The following is a 22,366-nucleotide window of genomic DNA, read 5'->3' on the forward strand; positions in this document are numbered from 1 at the left end:
AAGGCAGACTGAGTCCGTAGCGATTAGCCTGCCTTTGGCAAAAGGAGCGGGTACCTTAGTACCTCCGTATTTTTAGTTTTGACATCCCGGCCTCGTAGCGGATGGTGATTTTTTTGGTGGCCTGGTCGAAGCCCGGCGTTTGGTACCGGCCGTCGCCCATGCTTTTGAGGTCGTCGAGGTTGGTCACGTTCAGGGCACCGTCTACCCGTACCTCACAGCCTACCGACGTGGGTACTTCAATGCTGACCGAGGCCACGCCCGACTCGATCTTCACGTCGGTGGCGTCGGCGAGGCCGCCGAAGCGCAGGTCTACGTCGGCCACGCCGGTACTTACTTTGAGCGATTTGATTTGGTGTTTGCTAAAATCAAAATCCGCTTTTCCGGCCCCGATGGCCAGGTCTACGTTCCAACGAGGCTTCTCGTTGAGGCTCATGTTCACTTCGTTTTTCAGGTTACCGTCCTTGATCTCCACCTTGTTTTCTTCCATTTTGAAATCAATGGCCGCCGAATTTTCCAACTTGTTGTTTCGGATATTGGAAATAAAGCCGCCCAACGACGAGCGCGTTTTGGCTTCAAAAAGCTTGTCGGTGGTACCTTTGAGCTTGAAGCTACCGGCCCCGCCTTCAAAATTCAGGCTTGCTTCCGCCAGTTCACCTTCCATTTCGTACTCATAGTGGTTGTTTTGTAAGGTACCTCCCCGCTTACTTCGGCGCTTGCTGCTGCGGCTGTCGTCATCGTCGTCGTTGTGATAGTAGCGGTCGTCGTCGTTGCCGTCCCACTTGAAGTTCCAGTCGTTGCGGTGCCGATCGAAGGCGCGGTCGGTGCGGTGCGTGATGGCCCCCAGCACGGCCAGCGCGATGAGGATACCCGCCACGCCTCCGCCTACTCCGCCGCGGCGGGAGCCCGAAAGCAGCAGGCTGAAACCGGCCAGAATGAGCAGTACGGGCCAGAAGCGAAAGAATTCGTACCAATCGATATCCAGCAAGCCCATGTTGCGAAGGAGCCAAAATACCCCGAAGAGTACGAGCAGGCCGCCCCAGAAAATTCCGTTTGAGCGTTTCATGTTTGTGTTAGGTTAAAAGTTAGCGTTTGGGTTGCGGTCAGAGCCGATCTGCTGGCGTACGAGCAGCAGTAGCCCCGCCGTGATGAGGATAATGGGCCAGAAGTACCGTCCGAAGTCGAAGTCGGTCAGTTCCTGGATCAGGAAAAAGGAGCCGATCAGGATGAGCATCACGCCCCAGAATACATTGCGAAAGTTCATGGCTTGGCTAGTTTAAGGGTTTTTAGATATAAAATAGGTACCGGTAAGGTACTTGTCGGGAGGTTAGTTGACGCGGTAAGTACCTTCGTCGTCCGGGCCGCGGTCCTTGTCGTCCGGGCTTTCGGGATCAACGGGCCAGGTAGGGCCGGAGCTGGGCGCATCGGCCGGAGGCGTGGGCATCGGATCGGGGTCCAGCGGCGCGAAAGGATCTACCGGCGGGGGCGTCACGATGGGCTCGCTCTGCTCTTTGTCGCGCTGCCGCAGGATCAGGAAGGCTCCCAACACAATGAGCGCCACCGGCCAGAAGTAGTGCCGCAGCTGGTACCAGATGGGCAGCTCGTCCACCAGCATGATGATCCCCACCAGCACCAGCGCTCCGCCGAGTATTTTTACGGTACGGCCCGAGTGAGGGTCACTGGGGTTCATACTAAAGGGGTGGCTCCGGTAGGTATCCCGCGGCTCGGTGTAGGTACCTGATGGCGTATAGGCGGGATCGCCGGCCGGAGGAATGGGCGCGTCGGGGCCGGGTACGGTAGGCTCTCCTTCGGGTAGCGCGGCCCACAGGATCAGGTACAGCACACCCGTCCAAAAAAAGCTGGGCGGTATGGGCAGGAACAGGAGTACTACCCACAAGACACGAACAATGGTTTTATCAATGACCAGGTAGTCGGCTATTCCGGCAGCTACCCCGCCCAGCACGGCTTCACTGGGGATTCGGCGCAATTTCTTTTCCATGGTAATTTGTTAGGTTATTGGTACTGCGATCAAGTATTTGTTATTCAAAGGTAGTTGGTTATACAAGATAGTGCAAGAAAATGGGATAATTGGTTTTCAAGGGGCTTGAATGGTTTCTGGGCGGGTTAAAGCGGGAAGAGGCGGGCCGGGGAGGTTTTACGACTAAATCCACCTTTTACACGTATAAACCCCTGTTTTATACAATCCAGTAAAATCCCCCTAGCGCTTTAACTAAAAACGGAGGACATTTGAAGTACCTTTTACATGTAGCCATTGAAATAAAGTATGACAGCCGCCGCCACTACCTCACCCTTTTCCCACTCCTCGGTACTTCCTTTGGCCGTAGCGCAGGGTATTCGGGAAGTAAAAACCTTTTTCACCGACCTCTCCCGCACGCGCCTCGGTGCTACTGTAGTACCCTACGCCACGGCCCGACCGGTAGGGATTGAGCTGGATAATAATCCAGCGGAACGGGAGCGCCCGCAGCCTCAAAGTACCCCCGCGAGCCAAGGGGCCCAGGTACTTCGGGAGGCCTTCTTTTTTACCTGCAACTACCTGACGGCCGAATGGGGCGAAGGAGTGCTGGCGGAGTTTTTAAAGGATTTTTGGGGAAGTCAGGTGTCTCCCGGCTTCACGCTGAAGGCAGCGCAGGCCTTTGTGAGGTACCTGCACGAGCAGCCCACGGAGGTGTCGCCGCTGGCCCGGGAGCTGGCCTGTTACGAATGCGCCACGCTCCAAACCTACGCCGACCACCAGACCCGGCGCATCGAGCTCCGCTACGATCTCAGCTCGATCTTGCTGGCGCTGCGCTTTGGACTGGCTCCGGCCGCTACGCCGCCGGGCAAGCACGGCTTCACGCTTACCTTCGACACCCTCCTGGAAAAAGAGCGCCTGGCACGGCTGTCGGTGGCGTAGCATATGGGGCAGAGGGTTCGGGGCAAGGGGCGTTGGGGTTAAAATGCCTCTATCCCCGGCCCTTTCTCCGCCGGAGAAAGGGTGCCTGGTGAGGTACTTTTGGGAAAGTACCCTTTGGGTCCCATGCCCCGAACCTACTCTTCTTCCAGCGCTTCCAGGATGTCCATCAAGGTACCGAAGTCTTTGTAGCCAGGCCGGATTTCGGCGCTACCGCGCAGGGCCAGGCCGCTGGCGGGTACCTGCTGGCGCAGCGATTCTACCGTGGGTACCTCGTCCAGGCCAAAGCCTACCAGCACGGGGTAGTCGGTGGTGAGCTGGCCGAGGGAGTGTAGCCAGTCGGCGGTGAGGGGGGCGTTGTGGTCGCTTTCGAGCAGGAAGTACTCGACGTAGGCGGCGTAGCGGCTCATGAGGGCATCGAGCTCGTCGGCGGCGTACGTATCTACGTTGACGCGAAGCAGCAGCGGCAGCGCCAGTTCACTTTTCAAATACGAAAGTACGTTGGGCTCCTGTACCTGTAGCGCATCCACCGCGTAGCCCGCCAGGGTATCCAGGATGCGTTTCGGGTCGGTTTGGGTCGTTTCGGCTACCATTTGCACCCCGGCTACCCACGAGCGAATCTCTTCAAATTTATTGGCCGCTACGTAGCTGGCGTCGGCGGGGTCGATGGAAAAGCCGAGCAGCGCGACGCCCATACCGGCGCAGTAGCGGGCGTCGGAGAGGTTGGTGACGTTACTTATTTTAACGGTAGTACTTAGCATGAAGAAAACTAGTTGACGACGCAAAGCTACCAGAAACGAACGGTTTTGTGCAAGAAAACCACACAACCTTGGTGGCTCGGGGTTCGAACAGCATAGAAAGCAGTACAAGTAAAGCCGCCCTTTGCAAGGCGGCTTTACACATTAGAAGAGTAAGGTACTTTCTTATTGAGCCATCTCAAATAGTTCCACATTTTTGGTCATAGTTCTTTCCTGCCAATCACTGCCATAATTATCAAAATCACTGTTGGCGTGTTGTTTAAGCTCAGAAAGGGTGTCGTATACCCGCACGCGATCAATCATTTTGCGTTCGTTTTCGGGTAGTTTGTCAAAAAGTAGATCCAGGATAATATCCATCTTATCGTAAGGGTCTTTGGTGGCTAGGGAAGGTGCACTTACTCCTAATACGTAGGAGTGGCTTACCATTCCGCCATAGGCAGGAGCCAGCCCAATACCATCAACAAGTAAGCCTTTGTTTCTTGCTTCCAAAAACAAGTGCTTGAGTTTATTTACCAATACTGTTGTATCCATGACATGAACAAGACTACTGAATCAAGAAATTTCTTTGCTGTGTGGAGCTTACAGCCATATTCATAACGTCTCTGCTCGCTCCATCCCGATACAATCGACCAGGTTTTTGCAAAATTGACATCTTCGTTTTTTAATTTTTCTAAATTCTGGTGCAGTCCCGACAAGATGATTAAATCAGGTAGTTCATGAATTTGGAAGGTTTTTGCCACTTTTCCCGGTGCTTGGCCATCAAACATTTCAATGTTCAGGCGTTTGCAAATCACTGCTTTCAGACCAAGCTCTATCGCGTAGCCAGACAGATAGTATGCGCCGCTGAAAAAGGTATTCACATAAAGAAGTTGTGCTTCGTCAAGACGCTCTTGCGCCATTAACTTCAATTCTTCCGCCTTTGCCAATTAACAAATGAAATAGTTTCAAACATTGGGCAAAGGTAGTACTTTCTACCCTTTTTTCTCGCTCGCCACTTTCAACAGCTCGAGCCACCGAAGCATGCCTTTCTCCAGGCTTCGGTTAAAGGAATGCTTAAAAAGCCTTACCAGTAGTCCTTCCATGCTTTCCTCGACAAGTACCTTCGTTTGTCCATCAACCTCCGTGAGGGTCCAGTTATGGATGGCCTTGGTACCCAGTGCTTTGCCGGTCCAGCCAAAGTACCTGTGCGGCGTTACGGTGTGCAAGGTAGAATGAATGCGGGTGCCACCGGTTTTCCAATCGAAGGTACTTTCGGGCCGGAGCGGGCCGTTCAGCCGGGAGTTAGCGATGTCCGTTTGCCAGGAGGCCCATTGGTCGATGCCGGTCAGGACGGCCCATACTTTTTCGGGGCGGGCGTCGATCAGGATTTCTTTGGTGCAGCGTACGGGTGCCTGCGCATGGATGTTTTTCAGGGGTACTTGTGGCGCTTCGGAGGGGTTCGGACTGGTCGGTTGAGCTTGCATGGGCTTGTTGTTTAGTAAGTACCTCACAAAGGTCGGCTTCCCAGCCACGCCTGCTCTTGATGTAAATCAAGAAGTTAGTCCAGCACTTTTTTTCGCAAACGACTCAGCGTTTCGGGCGTCATGCCGAGCAGGGAAGCCAGGTACTGGAGCGGTACCTGGTTGAAAAGCTCCTTGTTGAAGCCGAGCAGGTACCGGTACCTTTCTTCGGCGTTCATCGAAAGGTGCATCACGATCCGGTCTTCAAGTACCGTAAAGCAGCGGGCGATGAAGAGCTTTTCCAGCTGCGGCCAGCGCGCTACTTCGCGACCGATTTGCTGGTACTTTGCCTGGTCGATTACAAAAAGCTCACAGTCCGTCAGGGCCTGGAGGTTCCAGCGGGCGGGCTGGTGAAAGAAAAAGCTGGCCAGGTCTACCAGAAAGTACCCCTGCGTCGAAATCCACTTCGTGATCTCCCGGTCGTCCAATACCACGTACTCCCGCACGATGCCCGACTGCACAAAAGCCAGGCGGTCGGACCGACGGCCAGTTCTGAGGTAGTAGTCGCCTTTTTTTAGCCGGACCGGTTGAAAGTACCCACTGATTTTTGCCACCTCCTCCTGCCCGACGCCAAAGTAGGTATGAATGTATTTTTCGAGTTCGGTCATAGCTGGGGCCGATTTTGGTAAAAAGGTATATAAAGTTCAGTCTATTTCCTTGCTACTGGTTGAAAATCAACTAGCGATAGGGTAGGTGCTGGTAGTCAGCGGGTGACTCCTCACGAGCAAAATAGCTAATTGCAATATTGTTGCAAAATAGGAAGTAGTCTTCTTGGATTTAGGAATACTTTTCTATATTTGCAACATTGTTGCAAATTAAAAAGACCTTCCGTTCCTACATAATGCCTCTCAAAACTACCTCTCTTCTATGAAAAAACTACCCGTTACGGTACTTAGCGGCTTTCTGGGCGCCGGAAAAACCACGCTACTCAACCACGTGCTGCACAACAAACAGGGCCTGAAAGTGGCTGTGATTGTCAATGACATGAGCGAAGTCAACGTGGATGCTCAGCTCATCAACGGCCAAAATACCCTGTCGCGCACGGAGGAACGACTCGTCGAGCTGAGTAACGGCTGTATTTGCTGCACCCTGCGCGAAGATTTGATGCTGGAGGTGGAAAAACTGGCCCACGAAAACCGTTTTGACTACCTGCTCATCGAATCGACGGGTATTTCTGAGCCCTTGCCAGTAGCCCAGACGTTCTCCTTTGTGGATGAAGAAAAAGGAATTGATCTGTCGCGATTTGCCCGGCTGGATACGATGGTTACGGTGGTGGATGCCTTTAATTTTCCGAAAGATTTTGGCTCCGTAGACAATGTCTACCAGCGCGAGCTGAACGATGACCCCAGCGACAGGCGCACGATCGTGAACCTGCTGACGGACCAGATTGAGTTTGCCGACGTGTTGATTCTTAACAAAACCGATCTGTTGTCGGCTTACCACGTGGGGGAGCTGAAAGCGATTCTGCGTAAGCTTAACCCGAAGGCCCAGCTGATCGAGAGCCAGTTTAGCCGGGTCGATCCAGGGCAGATCTTGAACACGCATCGGTTCGATTTTGAAGAAGCTTCGCAGTCGGCCGGTTGGATTCAAGAACTGCAAAACTACCAGTCGGGCCAGGGCCATACCCCCGAAACGGAGGAGTACGGCATCTCATCGTTTGTCTTTCGCGATCCGCGGCCGTTTCATCCGGAACGTTTTTGGGAATACTTAAGTGAAAATTTTCCGGCGGGAATCATCCGCAGCAAGGGCTTGTTCTGGTTGGCTTCCCGTCCCGACGAGGCACTTAATTTCAGCCAGGCTGGGGGTAGTTTGCGGGCCGAGGCGGCGGGGGTCTGGTGGGCCTCCATGCCCCTTGCCAAACGCAGGCAGCACGGGGCGTTTCTGGAAAACCAAAAACAAATTGAATCCCGCTGGCACCCCCGCTTCGGCGACCGTCAAAATGAATTGGTCATCATTGGGCAAGACCTAGAGCCCGCACACATTACGGCGGAGCTCAAGGCGTGTCTTTGTACGGAGCAAGAGCTTGGGTACTTGGAAGGAGGGGGGCGCTTTGCCGATCCGTTTCCGGTTTGGGAATAAGAGCCGTAAAGGAGCCAAGGGCAGGAAAGGTACCTTTAAAAAGTACGATTTAGTACCAATGAAATGACGGTTTATCATGCGATTTGAGAAAGCACGGCTATTGGCCCGCCACCTTTGGCATACGATCTTCAGAAGCCGGACGGTCTTTGGACTGTTCCTGCTGGTCGGGTTTGTGGCCGTGTACACCGCCTGGGTAGAATGGGCCACGTTCCGGCAGCAGCGGACAATCCAGCGGCACTACCAGCAGGAGGCGCGTCGCGACTGGCTGAACAACCCCGACAAGCACCCCCACCGCATGGCCCACTACGGGCACTATGCCTTTCGACCCCGCTCGCCCCTTAGTTTGTTCGATACGGGAATGGACCGGTTTCTGGGTAATGCCGTTTACCTCGAAGCACACAAGCAAAACACCGTCAATTTTTCCGAAGCGGGCTTTTCGACCGGGCTGTTGCGGTTTGGCGACATAAGCTTAGCCATGTTGCTACAGGTACTTCTCCCGCTGCTGATTTTCTTTTTGGGAGCAGGGAGTGTAGCGGCTGATCGCGAAAACGGTACGCTTAAGCTTCTGCTCAGCCAGGGGATAAGTGGGCTTGATGTGCTGGTGGGCAAAAGCCTGGGTCTGTTTGCGGTGAGCTTGATGCTCTTCGGGCCGTTGCTGCTGCTGGCGGCGGGTCTTTGGCTGGCTGCTCTGCCTGGCGTACCTACGGGCGACGAAGCCCTTCGCTTTGGATTACTGATACTTTTTTACGGACTGTACCTGGTTCTGTTTTGTGTGGTGACGGTCCTGGTATCGGCCAGCAGTCGTACCACTAAAATTGCGCTGGTATCGCTGATCGGTATCTGGCTGATGAGCACCATTGTGCTGCCGCGCGCGTCGCAGGCGCTAGGTAGCTATGTATATAGGCTTCCTTCGAAGACCCAATTTCAGACCGCCATTCAGGCCGACATTAGCCAGGAAGGCGATAGCCATAATCCCGACGATCCGCACTATCGGGCTTTAAAAGATTCTTTGCTGAGAGCCTATGAGGTGGAATCCGTGGAACAGCTGCCTTTCAACTATAGTGGCTACGTAATGGCTGAAGGCGAGAAAATCAGCGCGGATATTTACAATCGTCACTACAACAACCTGCTAGACCGGTTCGAGCAACAGAATCAATTTGCGCGGGTCGTCTCGTTTCTGGACCCCTACCTGGCCCTGAAAAACCTGTCGATGGCCCTTTCAGGTACCGACTTCTCAAGGTATGTCGATTTCCAGCAACAGGCCGAAACGTACCGGTATGCCTTGGCCCAGAAAATGAACGACTTGCAGATTAGCTACGTCAGTAACAAAAAGCTTGGCCCCACCGAAAAAGCCTACTCCATTGACCGTAAATACTGGCAGGAAGTACCTGATTTTGTGTACCGACCCTCAGCGGTTTTTCCGGTACTTCGGGGCGAGTGGGTGTCGCTGGCCTCGTTTGGCGGCTGGTTGCTTCTGCTGGTTTATGGGGTACGTTGGGCCGCTAACCGATTAACCGCCATCTGATATGTGGACGCTCCTATTTCAACGTTTTATTCGATCGACGGGTGTAAAAATCGGGCTGGGATTTCTGCTGGCGGCGGGGCTGGTAAGCCTGCTGGTGGGGCGGCAGTTTCTGGACCGGCAACGGCAAAATAACCAGGAAGTGGTCGAGGCACAGCAGGTTGACCTCCAGCGGCATGTGCAGTTTCATCCCAAAGAAATAGGACTGCTGCTGTACTATGCACAGTTTGCTTTGGTCAACGAAACGCCGGCCCTGGCAGGACTAAGCATTGGGCAACGCGACGTAAATCCGGCCGTTCAACGCGTTACGATCCGCGGCCTGGAAGCCCAGAAATACGACGCTGACCTGCATAATCCCACCAATTTGCTTTTAGGAAACATTGACTTCAGCTTTGTGCTCATCTACCTGTTTCCACTGGTGATGATTGCCTTCACCTACGGTGCGGTGTCGGAGGAGCGCGAAAACGGTACCTGGCGCATCGTGGCCGTGCAGAGCCGAAACCTGCTGGGGTATATTGCCCAACTGTTTGTGGTGAGGGCAGGGGTCGTATTGGGCTTATTGCTGCTGCTGCTAGGGCTGGCGGTCGGTGTGCTGGCTATTCCGCTCGACGTCCCCTTTTTCCTTTTTGTGGGTACATCGGTACTTTACGTACTGGTTTGGTTTGGGATTTGCTTCTGGGTGGCCTCGCTGCACCTGGCGTCCAGTACCAACGCCGTGCTGCTGGTTACGGCCTGGCTGGTGCTGCTGCTCATTATTCCGGCGGGTCTGAACCAGTACGTGCTGAGCCAATATCCCATTCCGGAGGCTCTGGCCACTACGGTGAAGCAGCGCAAGGGCTACCATGAGAAATGGGACATGCCTCAGCAACCAACGGTGGAAAGGTTTTATGCGAGGTACCCTCAATTCAAGCATTTTCCCATTCCAAACACAACCTTCAGCTGGCTGTGGTACTACGCCATGCAGCAAATGGGAGACGAAGAGTCGGCCCATGAGTCGGGCGAATTAGGACAGAAACTACAACAGCGCGAGTCGATTAGCCACCGGCTTGGATGGGTAGTGCCGTCTGTACACACCCAGTTGCAACTCAACGACCTGGCCCGGTCAGGTCTGGGCAATCAGCTTCGGTTTTTGGACGAAACTACGCGCTTCCACGAGCGGCTGAGGCTTTATTTCTACCCCAAGATTTTTAGCAATCACCCCGTCAGCGATGAATGCTGGGAGCGCCATACGGTGGAAACCTATACGGAAAGGCCTCCCTTGCGGGTGGGCCACGTGCTATTGCCTCCTTTGCTGTTTGTGTTTTTGTTCGGCGGGCTGGGCTGGCTGAACTTCCGACGCAACCTGTATCGACTATAACGATCGCCTTTTTTAACACTTTTCAAACCAACTACCCATGCTGCAAGCTGTTGACTTAACCAAGCAATACCTGCCCGGCCACCCGCCTTCGCTCTCGGATTTGAATCTAACGGTACACCCAGGCGAGATCTTTTGTCTGCTGGGTCAAAACGGAGCGGGCAAAACGACGACGATCAATTTGTTTTTGGGCTTCATTAAACCTACCTCGGGGCGGGCCATGATCCACGGCCTGGACGTAGCGGAGCACCCGCTGGAAACCAAAAAGTTTCTTGCGTATCTGCCCGAGACGGTCATGCTCTACCCCAACCTGACCGGGCTCGAGAACCTCGATTTCTTCGCGTCGCTGGCGGGCTTTCGCCACCCACCCGATGAGCTGCACGCCTTACTTACGCAGGCCGGTTTACAAACCGACGCGCATGCCAAACGGCTAGGTACCTACTCGAAAGGGATGCGCCAGAAGGTAGGCATCGCCATTGCGCTGGCTAAGCAGGCGAAGGTATTGCTGCTGGATGAACCCACCAGTGGCCTCGACCCTAAAGCCGCCAACGAATTTTCGGATCTGCTGCTGGAGTTGAGTAAAGCAGGTACGGCCATTCTGATGGCGACGCATGACATTTTTCGGGCCAAGGAGGTAGGTACCCACATTGGTATCATGCGCGAAGGGCGGCTGGTCGAAACCATGCCTACCCACGAGCTGACCGCCAACGAGTTAGAAGCGATTTATCTACAAACGGTCTGATTCCCATTCGCTATGATCTACCAGCTCATTGCTCGGAAAGAGTTTACAGCTACCCTGCGCGACCGGCGGTTTGTGGTAGCGGGCCTACTAGTGCTGCTGCTTCTGCTGGTGGCCACCTGGACGGGCTTCCGGAACTACCAACTGCTGGCCGAAAAACGGGCGCAGGCAAATCAATCGGCGCGGGCGGCCTGGCTGGGCCAACCGGAGAAAAATCCGCATTCGGCGGCCCATTACGGTACCTTTGCTTTTCGGCCCAAATCGGACCTGAGTTTTCTGGATTTCGGACTGGATACGTTCACGGGTTCAAGCGTTTATCTGGAGGGGCACCGGCAGAACGACGCAAAATTCAGCGCCGCTGAAGATGCTACTCTCCTGATTCGGTTTGGAGAAATGACCGTGACCTTTGTGCTGCAACTGCTCATTCCGCTGCTGATTATTTTTCTCTGCTTTGCGGCCTTCACGCAAGAGCGGGAAGAAAAAACCCTCAACATGCTGCTTAGTCAGGGAGCGCAGGTACCTGCTGTGTTTTGGGGAAAAGTGACCGGATACGCGCTGGTCATTGGGTTGGTGGTGGTGCCTGCGCTCGTGATGGCCGCCACGCTGCTGTTCGCCCAAACGGGTTTTCAGGCCACCCCCGACACGCTGCTCCGGCTGCTCTTGCTCGCCGTTCTCTACGCGCTGTACTTTGGACTCTTTATAGTAGGTAGCGTGTTCGTATCGGCCCGGAGCCGCAGTTCGCGGGCAAGCTTGCTGACGTTATTAAGTACCTGGATTCTGGCGTGTATTGTTCTGCCCAAGGCAGCGGCCAATCTGGGCGAGAGTTTGTATAAAGTACCGTCCCGGTATGCCTTTCAGAAACAGCTCGAAGAAGATATGGAGAAAGGAATCGACGGCCATGATCCGGCGAGTGCCCGTGCCAAAGAACTGGAAAAGAAGGTACTGGCGCAATACGGCGTGGATTCTGTCTCGCAACTACCCATCAATTTTGACGGCATGGTGATGCAGCAAGGGGAGGAGTATAGCAGTAAGGTGTACCAAAAGCACTTCGGGGAGCTGCAGAAGCAGTTTCAGCAGCAAAATAGCTTAGCGGCTATGACCAGCTTTATAAACCCGTACCTAGCGGTGAGAGACCTCTCGATGGGCTTGTCGGGCTCAGATTATGAGCACTTTCTGGATTTTAAGGACAAAGCCGAGGCGTATCGGTTTGCCATGGTAAAACAGCTCAATGAGGAGATGATGATCTCGTCGAAGACCGGCGATTGGGAGAAAACCGTAAGCCGCGATTTTTGGGCCAAGACTCCTGACTTTGCTTATCAACTGCCGTCGGTAGGCTGGGTTTTGAGCAAAAAATGGCTATCCCTCGCGGCCTTTTGGCTGTTTAGCGGGATGTTAATCATCAGCATTACACTTGGTTTAAAGCGCTTTGTCCCCATTAACTCCTAGGCTATGCACTCCTTTTTACTAATCCTGAAAAACGAATGGCGTATCCTAAAACGGGGCCGGGCCTTGAAAATACTGACCTTACTTGCCCTCGCATCGGGTATTTACGCACTGGTGTACGGCACAACGCTGGTCCGTCGCCAACAGGAAACCCTGGCCACCCTGCGGCAAGACGAGCACGAGCGGCTCGACTCCCTGGCCGCCTGGGCCGGGCTGGATACGACTACCGTTGATCATAAAAAAAAGTGGGCTATAGCCACCAATGCCTACTACGTCAATGTACCCAGAGGCTATCGCTACGCCCTGCATGATCCTTCGGCGCTTACGCCACTTTCGCTGGGTATGCGCGATTTGTTCCCCTACTACCAGGATGTAGAGGGACGGGCCATCTTCCGGCAGCTGTTTCAGCAGGAAATCAGTAATCCGCAGAAAATGTTAGTGGGTCATTTCGACTGGGCTTTTGTGGTGGTCTTCCTGCTGCCGCTGTTTATGATTGTCTTGTCTTACAATATGTTGTCGTCCGAGAAAGAGCTAGGTACCTTTGCCCTGCTTCGGTCACAACCCGTTACGCTACGGCAGGTGGTCCTGGCCAAGCTCTTGCTTCGGCTTGCGCTTGTGTTTGTATTTTTGGTGGGAATTACGGGGCTGGCGGCTTTCACAATGGAGCTTGGAGGGGCTCGGAATATTGGTATGCTGCTGAAGTACCTGGCGATAGCGGTAGGGTACAGCCTATTTTGGGGAGCGGTGGTTTTTGCCGTTGTATCGTTCCAGAAGACATCGGCCTTCAACGCACTCACGCTACTGGGGTGCTGGCTGGTGGTGGTCCTGGTTTTGCCGGCACTGCTGCAGCAATGGCTTTCCGTTAGCCAACCGATGGACCGAAGCCGGTTAGAGAACTTGGTGCGCGACGAATACAGCCAGCGACAAGCGGATTCAGTAGTGCTAAAACCCTACTACGCACGCCACCCCGAGCTGTACTTCCCGGCGGATACGGCCCCTCGGGAGCTGGACCTGCGGGCTTACTATGCCCGCAATGAGCAGCTGGATCTGACGCTCGCTCCCCTGGTCGAGGCCTACGAGCAAGCCATGACGGCCCGCGAAGCCACGGTGTCGCGGATGGTTTGGCTACTTCCCGCCGTAAACGCCCTGGATTTATTCAACGGCCTGGCGGGTACGTCCGCGGCAAACCATCGCGATTACCTGCGGCAGGTTCGGGATTTCCACGGTCGTTGGAATAGCTTCTTTCTGCCCAAAGTGTTCAAAAACGAATTGCTAAGGCCAGCGGATTACGAGCAGTTCCCAGCCTGGTCATTTCAGTCGTTAGCTCCTGCTTTTTCCATTAGCCAAGGCTTACTGAAACTGTTATTGGTGTCGGGACTGGTATTTGCGATGGGCTGGTTGCGGCTGAAGTGAATTTTTTACGTACCCCTTCCATTATCTGCTTTGGCAGCTTAAGGCTTACTCTGAAAGGCTATGAGGAAATGAGCCACCTTTATTATGGTACAAAAAGTAAATCACCGCGGGGTGGCTATCGGCTTTATTCTACTACTAGAGGCGGGCTCACCGGCCCTGGCCCAGGATGCTACCATCTTCCTACCCGTTCGTCCGCCCAAAGAAATAAGGGCAGTACGGGCCACGGGGCCGCTGACGATCAACGGACGGCTGGATGAAGCGGACTGGCAGGTAGCTCCCGTCGCCAACGGTTTTTTTCAAGTGCAGCCCGAACAAGGCCAGCCGGTCATTAACGATACACAGATTCGGGTCTTGTTTGATGACCGCAATGTTTATATCGGCGCGTTCTGCCCCGATTCAACCGGCCCCAAAGGACTTCGGGTACCCGATCTGCGCCGGGATTTTGACTACTATTCCAATGACCTCGTAGGAGTAGCGTTTGATCCATTTCGTGATCAGCGTAATGCCCAGGCATTTCAGACCAACCCCTACGGTGCCCAGCGTGACCTGCTCTGCCTGGACGATGCGCTGTTTGACCGCGACTGGGACGGCTACTGGAAAGTACGTACCAGCCGCACAAAGGAAGGCTGGTACGCCGAAATGCAGCTTCCCTGGGTCACTCTCCGCTACCCAAAACTGGACAGCACCAACCAAAGCTGGGGTGTCAATTTTGTGCGCATTAGTCGGCGGTTGAATGAGCAAACGTATTGGTCGCCGGTACCGAGGTCGTATACGGTATACCGGATGAGCTATGCCGGGTTGCTGACGGGCCTGCAACCGCCCCCGCCGTCGCCCAACATCCGGGTGCAGCCCTACGCGCTGGTCGATTTCAACCGTACCCTTCGGAATGGCGATCCGGTGCGGATGAATACCCGCGTCACGGCAGGAGGCGAAGTAAAATGGGCGATAAGTCCGCAAACCGTACTCGATGCGACCCTTAACACGGATTTTGCCCAAGCCGATGCCGACCGGCAGGTACAAAACTTAACCCGCTTTTCCGTATTTTTTCCCGAACGACGCCCCTTCTTTCTGGAAAACGCGAGCTTGTTTCTGGTAGGTCAGGAAGGAGCCATCCAGCCGTTTTTCAGCCGACGCATCGGACTCTCCAACGCGGGCACGCCTATTCCGCTCGATGCCGGGCTACGGCTCGTGAGCCGGACGCTCAAACAAAACATCGGTGGGCTGCTGGTTCGGCAGCGGGCCACCGATATCACGCCCGCAGCTACCTTTGCCGTTGGGCGCTATAGCCGTAATTTCGGCTCACAAAACCGGATTGGCGGGCTGCTGACGGGCCGGTTTGATGAGGCCTTGGGCAGGCAAACCGCCCAAACCAACGTCACGGCCTCGGTGGATGGTTTTATCCGTGTTAATCAGGCCCTGGCCTGGAACTTTATGGTGAGCGGGTCCACTGGCCGCAGCGGGACCGACGATGGACTGGCCGCCGTGAGCCAGTTGACGTTCATCACAAATCAGTGGTATGCTTTCTATTACCAGACCTTGGTTACCCAACGCTATACCCCCGGCACGGGCTTTATTTATGGGTCCAATTTACTAAATACCAACGCCGGATTTTACCGCATTGTCCGGCCCGGCTGGAAGCCCAAAGCCATCCGGCAGTTTGACCCCGGGCTGTATATAAATACCTACCACCGGGCCAGCGACGGGGCCTTTCAGCAGGCCGAGCTGGAGATGTTTCCGGTGTATGTAGTGGGCGTAAAGGGCTGGGTGGCCTCGGGCTTTGTGGTACCTACCTGGCAGCGGTTGGATGAAGGGTTCGCTCCGCTGGGCATTGCAGTGGGGCCGGGCCGCTATGCCTACACGCGGTACCGCCTCAACTTTAGCTCGGATGCATCGCGCCAATTCAGCTACACCTTGTTCAACGAGTTTGGTGGGTATTACGACGGCCAGCTACGGTCGCACGTACTTTCAGTGCGGTACTCACCGGTGCCGCAGGCTTCGTTCGCCCTTGATTACACCCGAAACGTAGCCAATAGCCTGGGGATTAGGCAGCAGAGCCGCACCACCGAGCTTATCACGCCCAACATCCGGCTGGCCGTCAGTCCCCGGCTACAGCTGATCGGCTTTTACCAGAAAAATACCGACGTGAACCGCGACGTCTGGAACATGCGGCTGGCGTGGGAGTTTCAGCCGCTCTCATTTCTCTACGTGGTTTATAACAGCAACGCCCAGCAGCAGCTAGCCAACAACGGCCAACGCCCCGATCTCAACCGGGCCGAGCAGGTGATTGGCAAACTGACGTACCTGAAACAGTTTTGATGAAAACACAGGGGTACGCCCGTTATGGAATTAAGCTACGAAGTTGGCATAAAAGGGTTTCCTCTCTAAGCTAACGCACCAAACTACCCCCACCCGGAACTACCCGGTTGCTGGCCGGTGTTCTTTTTGCTACCTTTGCATTCTTAAAAAAATACCAAACTACTAAAGAATCGGGAGGCTTTGAACCTCCGCGGATTACGAACATGAGCAAACACGGACGAATACTGGTCGCCATGAGTGGCGGCATTGACAGCTCGCTGGCGGCAGTACTGCTGCACGAAGAAGGCTACGAGGTCATCGGCATGACCATGAAAACCTGGGACTACGCCAGCAGCGGCGCTTCCAAAAAAGAAACGGGCTGCTGCTCGCTCGACTCCATCAACGACGCCCGCAACGTGGCCGTGGAGCTGGGCTTTCCGCATTACATCCTGGACATCCGCAACGAATTTGGCGACTACGTCATCGACCATTTCACGAGCGAGTACCTCGACGGCCGCACGCCCAACCCCTGCGTACTTTGCAACACGCACATCAAGTGGGACGCCCTGCTGCGCCGCGCCGACCGCCTCGACTGCGAGCACATCGCCACCGGCCACTACGCCAACATGCAGTTTGCCGACGGGAGGTACTTTGTGTCCAAGGGCGTGGATACCTGGAAAGACCAAAGCTACGTACTGTGGGGGGTGTCGCAGGAGAGCCTGCGCCGCACCAAACTACCCCTGGGGCACCTGCACAAAAGCGAGATCCGCGACATGGCCCGCGAGCGGGGATTTATTGATCTGGTGAACAAAGCCGAGAGCTACGAGATTTGCTTCGTGCCCGACAACGACTACCGGAGCTTCCTGCGCCGCCGCGTACCCGGCCTGGAGGCGGAAGTAGCGGGCGGCAAGTACGTGCTGGAAGACGGCACCGTGGTAGGTACCCACGAAGGGTACCCTTTCTACACCGTGGGCCAACGCAAGGGCCTGGGCATCGCGCTGGGGCGGCCCGTCTTCGTGACGGAGATCCGCAAAGATACCAACGAGGTAGTACTGGGCGACATGCCCGACCTCTTCCGCGACGGCATGTACGTCAGCAAGCTGAACCTGCAAAAGTACCCCACGCTGACGCAACCCCTGGAGACCGTCACCAAAGTACGCTACAAGCACGAAGGTACCCCGGCCACGGTCATTCAGGAAGAGGAGAATAAAATCAAGGTCCTTTTCCACGACGCCGTCAACGGCATTGCGCCCGGCCAGGCGGCGGTTTTCTACGAAGGCGACGACGTAGTGGGCGGCGGCTGGATCATGAAGAGCTTCCGGCAGTAACACCGCCGAAAGGGTACCTGAGCCAACTACCGGTGAAAGTGGCAGAAGGTACTTTAGGTACTTGATCGCCTGAGCTCGTCAAAGAACCGACCAGGTAATACAAAAAGGGAAGTGGGGCGGCCAATTTTTTGCCTCACTTCCAACCTTTCCCCCGCGCGGCGAGTCTTCTGACTACTATGGAGAAAATACGGATGCGAAAAATCGTTTGGGTACTTGGGCTGCTGGGTACTTTGCTGGGTTGCCAGAACCAAAAAGATCTCGGGCCCGACTGCGTCCGGGCGAAGTACCTGGGGCCGTCGGATTCGCCCTGTGGCGGGCCACACAAAATCCTGATCCTGGGCGGTAAAGAACGAATCTACGACCTGTTCCCAAACCTGCGCGAGGCCGACAACCTCGAGATCACCACCCAGGTACCGGAGGCATTGCGCCAGCCCGGCCAGGAACTTTACTTCACGCCCGCTGCCGTAGAGCCGCGCATCTGCCTGGCCATTTATATTTGGTACCCCGAAATAACCCTCACGCATGTTTCCGGCACGGCTTGTCGGTAGGTACCTCAGGCATTACTTCAGCCGGTACTTATTCACCGGCGGCTCTCCGGTGATGTGGTTCTTGACGCGGTAAATGACCTCGCAGTTTGTTAGTTCCCTGCATATAGGATCAACGAATCCCCAGGCGTAATTACAACCTGCTATAGTGTTGCCATTTTTATCGTAAATAACTCCCCCGGCGTCGTAGGCATTGATGCCTGCTGAATAAACCAATTGTCCATTATGCTGGCATTCGCTGATATCTCCGTTTTGGTATTTTTTATAAATTTCTTGGAGAGCCGCCCGATTTTCAACCTCCACGCGCTGGCAGTGGGTCAGGGTGAGTAAAAACAGGAAGGGGAGTAAACGTTTCATGGTTGGGAATGGTTGGTGAGGGAATCGTTTTCAAAAGTACCTTTCTGCGTAAATCTAATAAAGGTACCCTAAAATTCTTGGGGCCTCTTCCTGGCAATTGATGGCAATTTTCTACCTTGCAGACCCGAAACATCGTTACGCCATTAGTGCGCCCAACTCCATGAAACCTACGCTAACCATTGAATACTGCCCCCGCTGCGGCTGGCTGCTACGTGCAGCCTGGATGGCCCAAGAGCTCCTGACTACCTTTGCCGACGACCTGCACGGCATTACGCTGCGCCCCTCGGAGGTAGCGGGCCGCTATACCATTACGCTCGGCGAAGCCGATGTCCTCTGGGACCGCAAGCGCGAAGGGGGGTTCCCTGAGCCCAAAACCATCAAACAGCTCTTCCGCGACCGCATTGCCCCCACGCGCAGCCTGGGCCACAGCGACCGGTAGTTGCATCCAGTACCTCTACTCAAAGTAGAACTGGCCCCCAAGGTACTCTTATAGGTAAAAGTTCGTCTGTTATTTTTGATGTTGACAAAACAATTTACAACCTATGAGAAAAATCCTGGTTTTAGCATTTCTAAGTACCTCTTTTATGGCTTTGGCCCAACTCAAAAAAGAAGGCGAAGCGCCGCGCGCTAAAGTGGCCCAAGGTACCCTGGAAGGCGTGGATGAGTCGGGCGTGTATGCGTTTAAGGGCATTCCGTTTGCGCAGCCGCCAGTAGGCGACCTCCGCTGGAAAGCCCCCCAACCGCCCAAAAACTGGCAGGGCGTGCGCAAGGCCGAGAAGTTTGGCCCGCGGCCCATGCAGCGCCCAATCTTCGGCGACATGAACTTCCGCTCCGACGGCGTGAGCGAAGACTGCCTGTACCTGAACGTATGGACGCCCGCCAAAACCGGCACCGAAAAACTGCCCGTGCTGGTGTACATCTACGGCGGTGGGCTCATGGCCGGCGATGGCTCCGAGCCGCGCTACGACGGCGAGAGCCTGGCCCGGCAGGGCATCATCACCGTAACGCTCAGCCACCGTCTCTCGGTATTTGGTTTCATGGCGCACCCGGAGCTCACGAAGGAGTCGCCGAACAAAGCGTCAGGCAACTACGGCTTCATGGACCAAACGGCCGCCCTGCGCTGGGTCAAGGATAATATCGCCGCCTTTGGCGGTGATCCCGCTAAGATTTTCGTAGCCGGGGAGTCGGCCGGGTCGGTGTCGGTGAGTGCGCAGATGGCTTCGCCGCTCGCCAAAGGGCTGCTGGCCGGGGCCATTGGGTCCAGTGGTTCGCTGCTGGGTACTTTACCGGCCTCTACGCTGGCGCAGGGAGAAGAAAATGGGGTGAAGTTTGCCACGCTGCTGGGCGCGAAGTCGCTGGCCGATCTGCGCAAACTACCCGCCGAAGAAATTCTGGAGGCCACCGCCAAGCAAGGGGTACCTCGCTTTAGCCCGGTGGTAGACGGGTACTTTTTTCCCAAACCGCCCGCCGAGATTTTTGCGAAGGGCGAGCAGGCCAAAGTACCCCTGCTGATCGGGTGGAACTCCGAAGAAAACAACTACCGCTCCATCCTGGGTAAAGAAGAACCTACTCCGGAAAACTACCGTAAAGCGCTTCAAACCGCGTACGGTACCAACGCCGAAGCGCTTCTGAAACTCTACCCGGCTACCACCCGTGAGGAGGTAATTCGCTCGGGTACAGCCTTGGCGGGCGACCGCTTCACGGGCTTCAGCAGCTGGAAGTGGGGCGATATTCACGCCCAAACCAGCGGCCAGCCGGTGTATCGGTACTTTTACACGCACCCTCGCCCGGCCATGCGGGCCGAAATGGGCGACGCCGTGGCCGGCCTGGCCGGGGGCGTGATCCGGGGAGATGCCGCGGCAGCAGCCAACCGTCCGCCCGCCCCGCTGGGAGCCGTGCACTCGGCCGAGATCGAATACGCCATGGGCAACCTCGCTACCAACACCGTGTACGACTGGAAACCCGAAGACTACAAGGTGTCGGCGATTTTTCAGCAGGTATACCTCAACTTCGTCAAAACGGGCAACCCGAACGGCCTGGGGGTACCTGCCTGGCCTGCCCTCAAGCCAGGCAAAGACGCTTCGGGCATCATGATCATTGACGTAAATACCCGCCTCGAAACCGATACAACCCGCCCCCGGTACCTCTTCCTGGAGCAGCTCTCGCGCGGGCAGTAGGGTACTTTGATCTCGTATTGTAAAGAAAGATAAAATGCCAACAAGTACCCCGTCCCGAAGAAAGGGCGGGGTACTTGTTGTATCAGGTCGTATTATTGCTAGGGGAGTCGATTTATAAAGTACCCCGTAGGATTTCCCTTTTAATTCGAGGTGTCCACAATCCCACCGCTTGTTACGTACCCTAAGGATTTGGGTAGTTATTTTTGCTATAAAAATCGTGCGGGTGTAAATTTTCACTTCATTCGGGGTTGCCATCACCGTAACGGGTAGGTGCGCCAATCAGGGAAGTTGACCGTTAACAAACTCTCCTTTTTCGCTAACTACCTTATTGCCCCATTGCGTAATTGCTTCCAAGACAGGAACAAAACTTTTTCCGAAATCAGTTAAGCTATACACTACTTTTATAGGAGGTTTTTTGCCATGTACTTTCCTTGACACCAACCCATCTTTCTCCAATTGCTTCAGCTGCAGGCTCAATGTCATCTCGGTAACAGACGGCATTTCTTTACGAAGTTCGTTGTATCTTTTGGCTTCGTCTTTCAAGTGATATAAGATAACCGCTTTCCACTTTCCGCCCACCAAATCCATGGTCAGGCTTACGGTGCAGGGGTACGTTTTGCCCTTTAGCTTTACGTAGTCACCAACGCATTCTGTTTTCATGCTACTACTTTTTTAAGCCTATCCATTTTGATAGTTATTGCAAATCTAGGCTGCTAAAAATAGTTTTGCAACTAAACTAATTATAGTTTAAAATCTACTAGTAAAAAAATGAAATGATGGCGTTAATTATCTTAGCACACCCGAATTTTGACAGGTCTTTTGCCAACAAGACAATTGTGGAAGAATTAAAAAAAAGCGGTTTGGATCTGGAGATCAGGAATATTCACGGCTTGTATCCTGATTACAAAATCAACGCAAAAGCTGAGCAGGCGGCCTTGTTAAGGCATCAGACAATCGTTTTTCAATATCCCTTTTATTGGTATAGTATGCCTGCCATTCTGAAACATTGGTTCGATGTCGTTTTTGAATACCAATTTGCTTATGGCTCAAAAGGCGACAAATTAAAAAACAAGAATTTTGTACCGAGTTTTACGGTTGGTTCATCCGAAAGCAGTTATACTGCATTAGGCTTTCAGCATTTTCGGGTGTATGAATTCTGTAAGCAGTTAGAGCAGACAGCATACCACACACAAATGAATTACATTGATCCGATTTACTTTTATGGCACTTCATTGGCGGCGGGCTATACAGAAATTGACATAAAAAGGAACGCAAAACAACACGCCCAAAAACTGATAACACGGCTGACTGAACTAAAAATCAACTATAGAAATGGTCTATAAGATCGGTTTGGCGTTAGGGCGGCATACCGTTTTCAAGTGCCACCACAACGCCTGACCGTAAATTGTTTAAGACAAGTACCTAGGCTACGCCAGCAGCGGGTAGTAGCGCTCCCGGATGATGTTACGGTGGTGGAGCGGGTGACCTACCAGCACAAAACCCAGCGCCAGCACCGAAATACTCCCCTTGAACGACTGTCCGCTTTGGCGCAGCATGGCGTCGTCGAAGCTGCGGAAGAGCGAGAGCGTGGCGGTCCGTACTTCCGTAAACTCACTGAGCAGGTCGGCGACAGTACGGCGGTTGGCGCGGGCGTGGGCGGCCAGGAAGTCTTCCTCGTAGCCCGGCAGGGGCGTTTGGTCGTGGCGGGCAAAGCGCAGCGCGCGGTAGGTCATGATGCGCTCGTTGTCGATGCAGTGCTGCAAAATATCCTTGACGGTCCACTTGCCGGGCGCGTAGATTTTCTCGTCCAGCGCCGTGAGGGCGTCAGTATCGGCAAATACCTGCGCGGGCGCGTAGGTACTTAGGCCTTCGAGCAGCTCCACGTCTTCCACCAGGTTGATGTACCGGTCGAAGAAGGCGGGCATGGGGTCGATGTCGGATCGTTTCAT

At 54.5% G+C, this 22,366-nt stretch carries 24 protein-coding genes; 13 read left to right on the forward strand and 11 right to left on the reverse strand.

Annotated features, from left to right (window positions below):
• Nucleotides 1-55: 55 nt before the first annotated feature.
• The 3 genes from HNQ92_RS21390 to HNQ92_RS21400 form a co-directional block, all read right to left on the reverse strand.
• Complete coding sequence (locus HNQ92_RS21390) at nucleotides 56-1,063, reverse strand: LiaI-LiaF-like domain-containing protein (RefSeq protein WP_184177122.1); 1,008 nt, start codon at nucleotides 1,061-1,063, stop codon at nucleotides 56-58.
• Between the two features lie 12 nt (nucleotides 1,064-1,075).
• Complete coding sequence (locus HNQ92_RS21395; RefSeq protein ID WP_184177124.1) at nucleotides 1,076-1,261, reverse strand: LiaI-LiaF-like domain-containing protein; 186 nt, start codon at nucleotides 1,259-1,261, stop codon at nucleotides 1,076-1,078.
• 63 nt (nucleotides 1,262-1,324) lie between these two features.
• Nucleotides 1,325-1,996, reverse strand: a complete 672-nt coding sequence (locus tag HNQ92_RS21400) for a PspC domain-containing protein (protein ID WP_184177126.1) — start codon at nucleotides 1,994-1,996, stop codon at nucleotides 1,325-1,327.
• 285 nt (nucleotides 1,997-2,281) lie between these two features.
• On the opposite strand from HNQ92_RS21400, the gene HNQ92_RS21405 reads away from it, so the two are divergent.
• Complete coding sequence (locus HNQ92_RS21405) at nucleotides 2,282-2,911, forward strand: hypothetical protein (RefSeq protein WP_184177128.1); 630 nt, start codon at nucleotides 2,282-2,284, stop codon at nucleotides 2,909-2,911.
• Nucleotides 2,912-3,045: 134 nt separating this feature from the next.
• Here HNQ92_RS21405 and HNQ92_RS21410 read toward each other — a convergent pair whose 3' ends face one another.
• The 5 genes from HNQ92_RS21410 to HNQ92_RS21430 all read right to left on the reverse strand — a co-directional run bounded on the left by HNQ92_RS21410 (nucleotide 3,046) and on the right by HNQ92_RS21430 (nucleotide 5,773).
• Nucleotides 3,046-3,669, reverse strand: a complete 624-nt coding sequence (locus HNQ92_RS21410) for a hypothetical protein (RefSeq protein WP_184177130.1) — start codon at nucleotides 3,667-3,669, stop codon at nucleotides 3,046-3,048.
• 162 nt (nucleotides 3,670-3,831) lie between these two features.
• Nucleotides 3,832-4,197 carry a hypothetical protein gene (locus HNQ92_RS21415; protein WP_184177132.1) on the reverse strand — a complete coding sequence of 122 codons (366 nt, stop codon included), beginning with the start codon at nucleotides 4,195-4,197 and terminating at the stop codon, nucleotides 3,832-3,834.
• Nucleotides 4,176-4,592, reverse strand: a complete 417-nt coding sequence (locus tag HNQ92_RS21420) for a HEPN domain-containing protein (RefSeq protein WP_184177134.1) — start codon at nucleotides 4,590-4,592, stop codon at nucleotides 4,176-4,178. Before HNQ92_RS21420 ends, HNQ92_RS21415 begins: the two co-directional genes overlap by 22 nt.
• Nucleotides 4,593-4,637: 45 nt before the next feature.
• Entirely contained in the window at nucleotides 4,638-5,129 is a 492-nt protein-coding gene (locus tag HNQ92_RS21425) for an SRPBCC family protein (RefSeq protein WP_184177136.1), read from the reverse strand.
• Between the two features lie 74 nt (nucleotides 5,130-5,203).
• Entirely contained in the window at nucleotides 5,204-5,773 is a 570-nt protein-coding gene (locus tag HNQ92_RS21430) for a Crp/Fnr family transcriptional regulator (protein ID WP_184177139.1), read from the reverse strand.
• Nucleotides 5,774-6,032: 259 nt separating this feature from the next.
• Between HNQ92_RS21430 and HNQ92_RS21435 the strand changes: the two genes are divergently transcribed.
• From HNQ92_RS21435 to HNQ92_RS21475, 9 genes are all read left to right on the forward strand, one after another.
• On the forward strand, nucleotides 6,033-7,244 hold the full coding sequence (locus tag HNQ92_RS21435; protein WP_184177141.1) for a GTP-binding protein: 1,212 nt from the start codon (nucleotides 6,033-6,035) through the stop codon (nucleotides 7,242-7,244).
• Between the two features lie 76 nt (nucleotides 7,245-7,320).
• The gene (locus tag HNQ92_RS21440; RefSeq protein WP_184177143.1) at nucleotides 7,321-8,769 is read left to right on the forward strand and encodes an ABC transporter permease; all 1,449 of its coding nucleotides are present in this window, start codon (nucleotides 7,321-7,323) and stop codon (nucleotides 8,767-8,769) included.
• A 1-nt stretch (nucleotide 8,770) separates the two neighbouring features.
• Nucleotides 8,771-10,123: a DUF3526 domain-containing protein gene (locus HNQ92_RS21445; RefSeq protein ID WP_184177145.1), complete on the forward strand. Its 1,353-nt coding sequence runs from the start codon at nucleotides 8,771-8,773 to the stop codon at nucleotides 10,121-10,123.
• Between the two features lie 37 nt (nucleotides 10,124-10,160).
• Complete coding sequence (locus HNQ92_RS21450; RefSeq protein ID WP_184177147.1) at nucleotides 10,161-10,862, forward strand: ABC transporter ATP-binding protein; 702 nt, start codon at nucleotides 10,161-10,163, stop codon at nucleotides 10,860-10,862.
• A gap of 12 nt (nucleotides 10,863-10,874) precedes the next feature.
• Nucleotides 10,875-12,305, forward strand: coding sequence for a DUF3526 domain-containing protein (locus HNQ92_RS21455; protein ID WP_184177149.1), 1,431 nt, complete (start codon nucleotides 10,875-10,877; stop codon nucleotides 12,303-12,305).
• Between the two features lie 3 nt (nucleotides 12,306-12,308).
• Nucleotides 12,309-13,715, forward strand: coding sequence for a DUF3526 domain-containing protein (locus tag HNQ92_RS21460; protein ID WP_184177151.1), 1,407 nt, complete (start codon nucleotides 12,309-12,311; stop codon nucleotides 13,713-13,715).
• An 84-nt stretch (nucleotides 13,716-13,799) separates the two neighbouring features.
• Nucleotides 13,800-16,031 (forward strand): carbohydrate binding family 9 domain-containing protein, encoded by a 2,232-nt coding sequence (locus HNQ92_RS21465; protein WP_184177153.1) that lies wholly within the window; start codon nucleotides 13,800-13,802, stop codon nucleotides 16,029-16,031.
• Nucleotides 16,032-16,234: 203 nt separating this feature from the next.
• A complete protein-coding gene (mnmA, locus tag HNQ92_RS21470; RefSeq protein ID WP_184177155.1) occupies nucleotides 16,235-17,338 on the forward strand; it encodes a tRNA 2-thiouridine(34) synthase MnmA in 1,104 nt (367 codons plus the stop codon).
• 191 nt (nucleotides 17,339-17,529) lie between these two features.
• Nucleotides 17,530-17,886 (forward strand): hypothetical protein, encoded by a 357-nt coding sequence (locus tag HNQ92_RS21475; protein ID WP_184177157.1) that lies wholly within the window; start codon nucleotides 17,530-17,532, stop codon nucleotides 17,884-17,886.
• Between the two features lie 12 nt (nucleotides 17,887-17,898).
• Here HNQ92_RS21475 and HNQ92_RS21480 read toward each other — a convergent pair whose 3' ends face one another.
• Nucleotides 17,899-18,240 carry a hypothetical protein gene (locus HNQ92_RS21480; protein WP_184177159.1) on the reverse strand — a complete coding sequence of 114 codons (342 nt, stop codon included), beginning with the start codon at nucleotides 18,238-18,240 and terminating at the stop codon, nucleotides 17,899-17,901.
• A gap of 160 nt (nucleotides 18,241-18,400) precedes the next feature.
• Between HNQ92_RS21480 and HNQ92_RS21485 the strand changes: the two genes are divergently transcribed.
• A complete protein-coding gene (locus tag HNQ92_RS21485) occupies nucleotides 18,401-18,679 on the forward strand; it encodes an Rdx family protein (protein ID WP_184177161.1) in 279 nt (92 codons plus the stop codon).
• A 103-nt stretch (nucleotides 18,680-18,782) separates the two neighbouring features.
• Complete coding sequence (locus HNQ92_RS21490) at nucleotides 18,783-20,417, forward strand: carboxylesterase/lipase family protein (protein ID WP_184177163.1); 1,635 nt, start codon at nucleotides 18,783-18,785, stop codon at nucleotides 20,415-20,417.
• Nucleotides 20,418-20,696: 279 nt separating this feature from the next.
• On the opposite strand, the gene HNQ92_RS21495 is transcribed toward HNQ92_RS21490, so the two are convergent.
• Nucleotides 20,697-21,077, reverse strand: a complete 381-nt coding sequence (locus HNQ92_RS21495; RefSeq protein ID WP_184177165.1) for a winged helix-turn-helix transcriptional regulator — start codon at nucleotides 21,075-21,077, stop codon at nucleotides 20,697-20,699.
• Between the two features lie 113 nt (nucleotides 21,078-21,190).
• Between HNQ92_RS21495 and HNQ92_RS21500 the strand changes: the two genes are divergently transcribed.
• On the forward strand, nucleotides 21,191-21,760 hold the full coding sequence (locus HNQ92_RS21500) for an NAD(P)H-dependent oxidoreductase (RefSeq protein WP_246440579.1): 570 nt from the start codon (nucleotides 21,191-21,193) through the stop codon (nucleotides 21,758-21,760).
• Between the two features lie 84 nt (nucleotides 21,761-21,844).
• Here the strand turns inward: HNQ92_RS21500 and HNQ92_RS21505 are convergent, their stop codons facing one another.
• Nucleotides 21,845-22,366 carry a DinB family protein gene (locus HNQ92_RS21505; RefSeq protein ID WP_184177167.1) on the reverse strand — a complete coding sequence of 174 codons (522 nt, stop codon included), beginning with the start codon at nucleotides 22,364-22,366 and terminating at the stop codon, nucleotides 21,845-21,847.

Origin of the sequence: Rhabdobacter roseus (assembly GCF_014202275.1) — a bacterium.
GTDB lineage: Bacteria > Bacteroidota > Bacteroidia > Cytophagales > Spirosomataceae > Rhabdobacter > Rhabdobacter roseus.

Bases quoted from the DNA above. Each gene is read 5' to 3' on its own strand.
- HNQ92_RS21390 (WP_184177122.1), bottom strand. From the start codon at position 1,063: ATGAAACGCTCAAACGGAATTTTCTGGGGCGGCCTGCTCGTACTCTTC.
- HNQ92_RS21395 (WP_184177124.1), bottom strand. From the start codon at position 1,261: ATGAACTTTCGCAATGTATTCTGGGGCGTGATGCTCATCCTGATCGGC.
- HNQ92_RS21400 (WP_184177126.1), bottom strand. From the start codon at position 1,996: ATGGAAAAGAAATTGCGCCGAATCCCCAGTGAAGCCGTGCTGGGCGGG.
- HNQ92_RS21405 (WP_184177128.1), top strand. From the start codon at position 2,282: ATGACAGCCGCCGCCACTACCTCACCCTTTTCCCACTCCTCGGTACTT.
- HNQ92_RS21410 (WP_184177130.1), bottom strand. From the start codon at position 3,669: ATGCTAAGTACTACCGTTAAAATAAGTAACGTCACCAACCTCTCCGAC.
- HNQ92_RS21415 (WP_184177132.1), bottom strand. From the start codon at position 4,197: ATGGATACAACAGTATTGGTAAATAAACTCAAGCACTTGTTTTTGGAA.
- HNQ92_RS21425 (WP_184177136.1), bottom strand. From the start codon at position 5,129: ATGCAAGCTCAACCGACCAGTCCGAACCCCTCCGAAGCGCCACAAGTA.
- HNQ92_RS21430 (WP_184177139.1), bottom strand. From the start codon at position 5,773: ATGACCGAACTCGAAAAATACATTCATACCTACTTTGGCGTCGGGCAG.
- HNQ92_RS21435 (WP_184177141.1), top strand. From the start codon at position 6,033: ATGAAAAAACTACCCGTTACGGTACTTAGCGGCTTTCTGGGCGCCGGA.
- HNQ92_RS21440 (WP_184177143.1), top strand. From the start codon at position 7,321: ATGCGATTTGAGAAAGCACGGCTATTGGCCCGCCACCTTTGGCATACG.
- HNQ92_RS21445 (WP_184177145.1), top strand. From the start codon at position 8,771: ATGTGGACGCTCCTATTTCAACGTTTTATTCGATCGACGGGTGTAAAA.
- HNQ92_RS21450 (WP_184177147.1), top strand. From the start codon at position 10,161: ATGCTGCAAGCTGTTGACTTAACCAAGCAATACCTGCCCGGCCACCCG.
- HNQ92_RS21455 (WP_184177149.1), top strand. From the start codon at position 10,875: ATGATCTACCAGCTCATTGCTCGGAAAGAGTTTACAGCTACCCTGCGC.
- HNQ92_RS21460 (WP_184177151.1), top strand. From the start codon at position 12,309: ATGCACTCCTTTTTACTAATCCTGAAAAACGAATGGCGTATCCTAAAA.
- HNQ92_RS21465 (WP_184177153.1), top strand. From the start codon at position 13,800: ATGGTACAAAAAGTAAATCACCGCGGGGTGGCTATCGGCTTTATTCTA.
- mnmA (WP_184177155.1), top strand. From the start codon at position 16,235: ATGAGCAAACACGGACGAATACTGGTCGCCATGAGTGGCGGCATTGAC.
- HNQ92_RS21475 (WP_184177157.1), top strand. From the start codon at position 17,530: ATGCGAAAAATCGTTTGGGTACTTGGGCTGCTGGGTACTTTGCTGGGT.
- HNQ92_RS21480 (WP_184177159.1), bottom strand. From the start codon at position 18,240: ATGAAACGTTTACTCCCCTTCCTGTTTTTACTCACCCTGACCCACTGC.
- HNQ92_RS21485 (WP_184177161.1), top strand. From the start codon at position 18,401: ATGAAACCTACGCTAACCATTGAATACTGCCCCCGCTGCGGCTGGCTG.
- HNQ92_RS21490 (WP_184177163.1), top strand. From the start codon at position 18,783: ATGAGAAAAATCCTGGTTTTAGCATTTCTAAGTACCTCTTTTATGGCT.
- HNQ92_RS21495 (WP_184177165.1), bottom strand. From the start codon at position 21,077: ATGAAAACAGAATGCGTTGGTGACTACGTAAAGCTAAAGGGCAAAACG.
- HNQ92_RS21500 (WP_246440579.1), top strand. From the start codon at position 21,191: ATGATGGCGTTAATTATCTTAGCACACCCGAATTTTGACAGGTCTTTT.
- HNQ92_RS21505 (WP_184177167.1), bottom strand. From the start codon at position 22,366: ATGAAACGATCCGACATCGACCCCATGCCCGCCTTCTTCGACCGGTAC.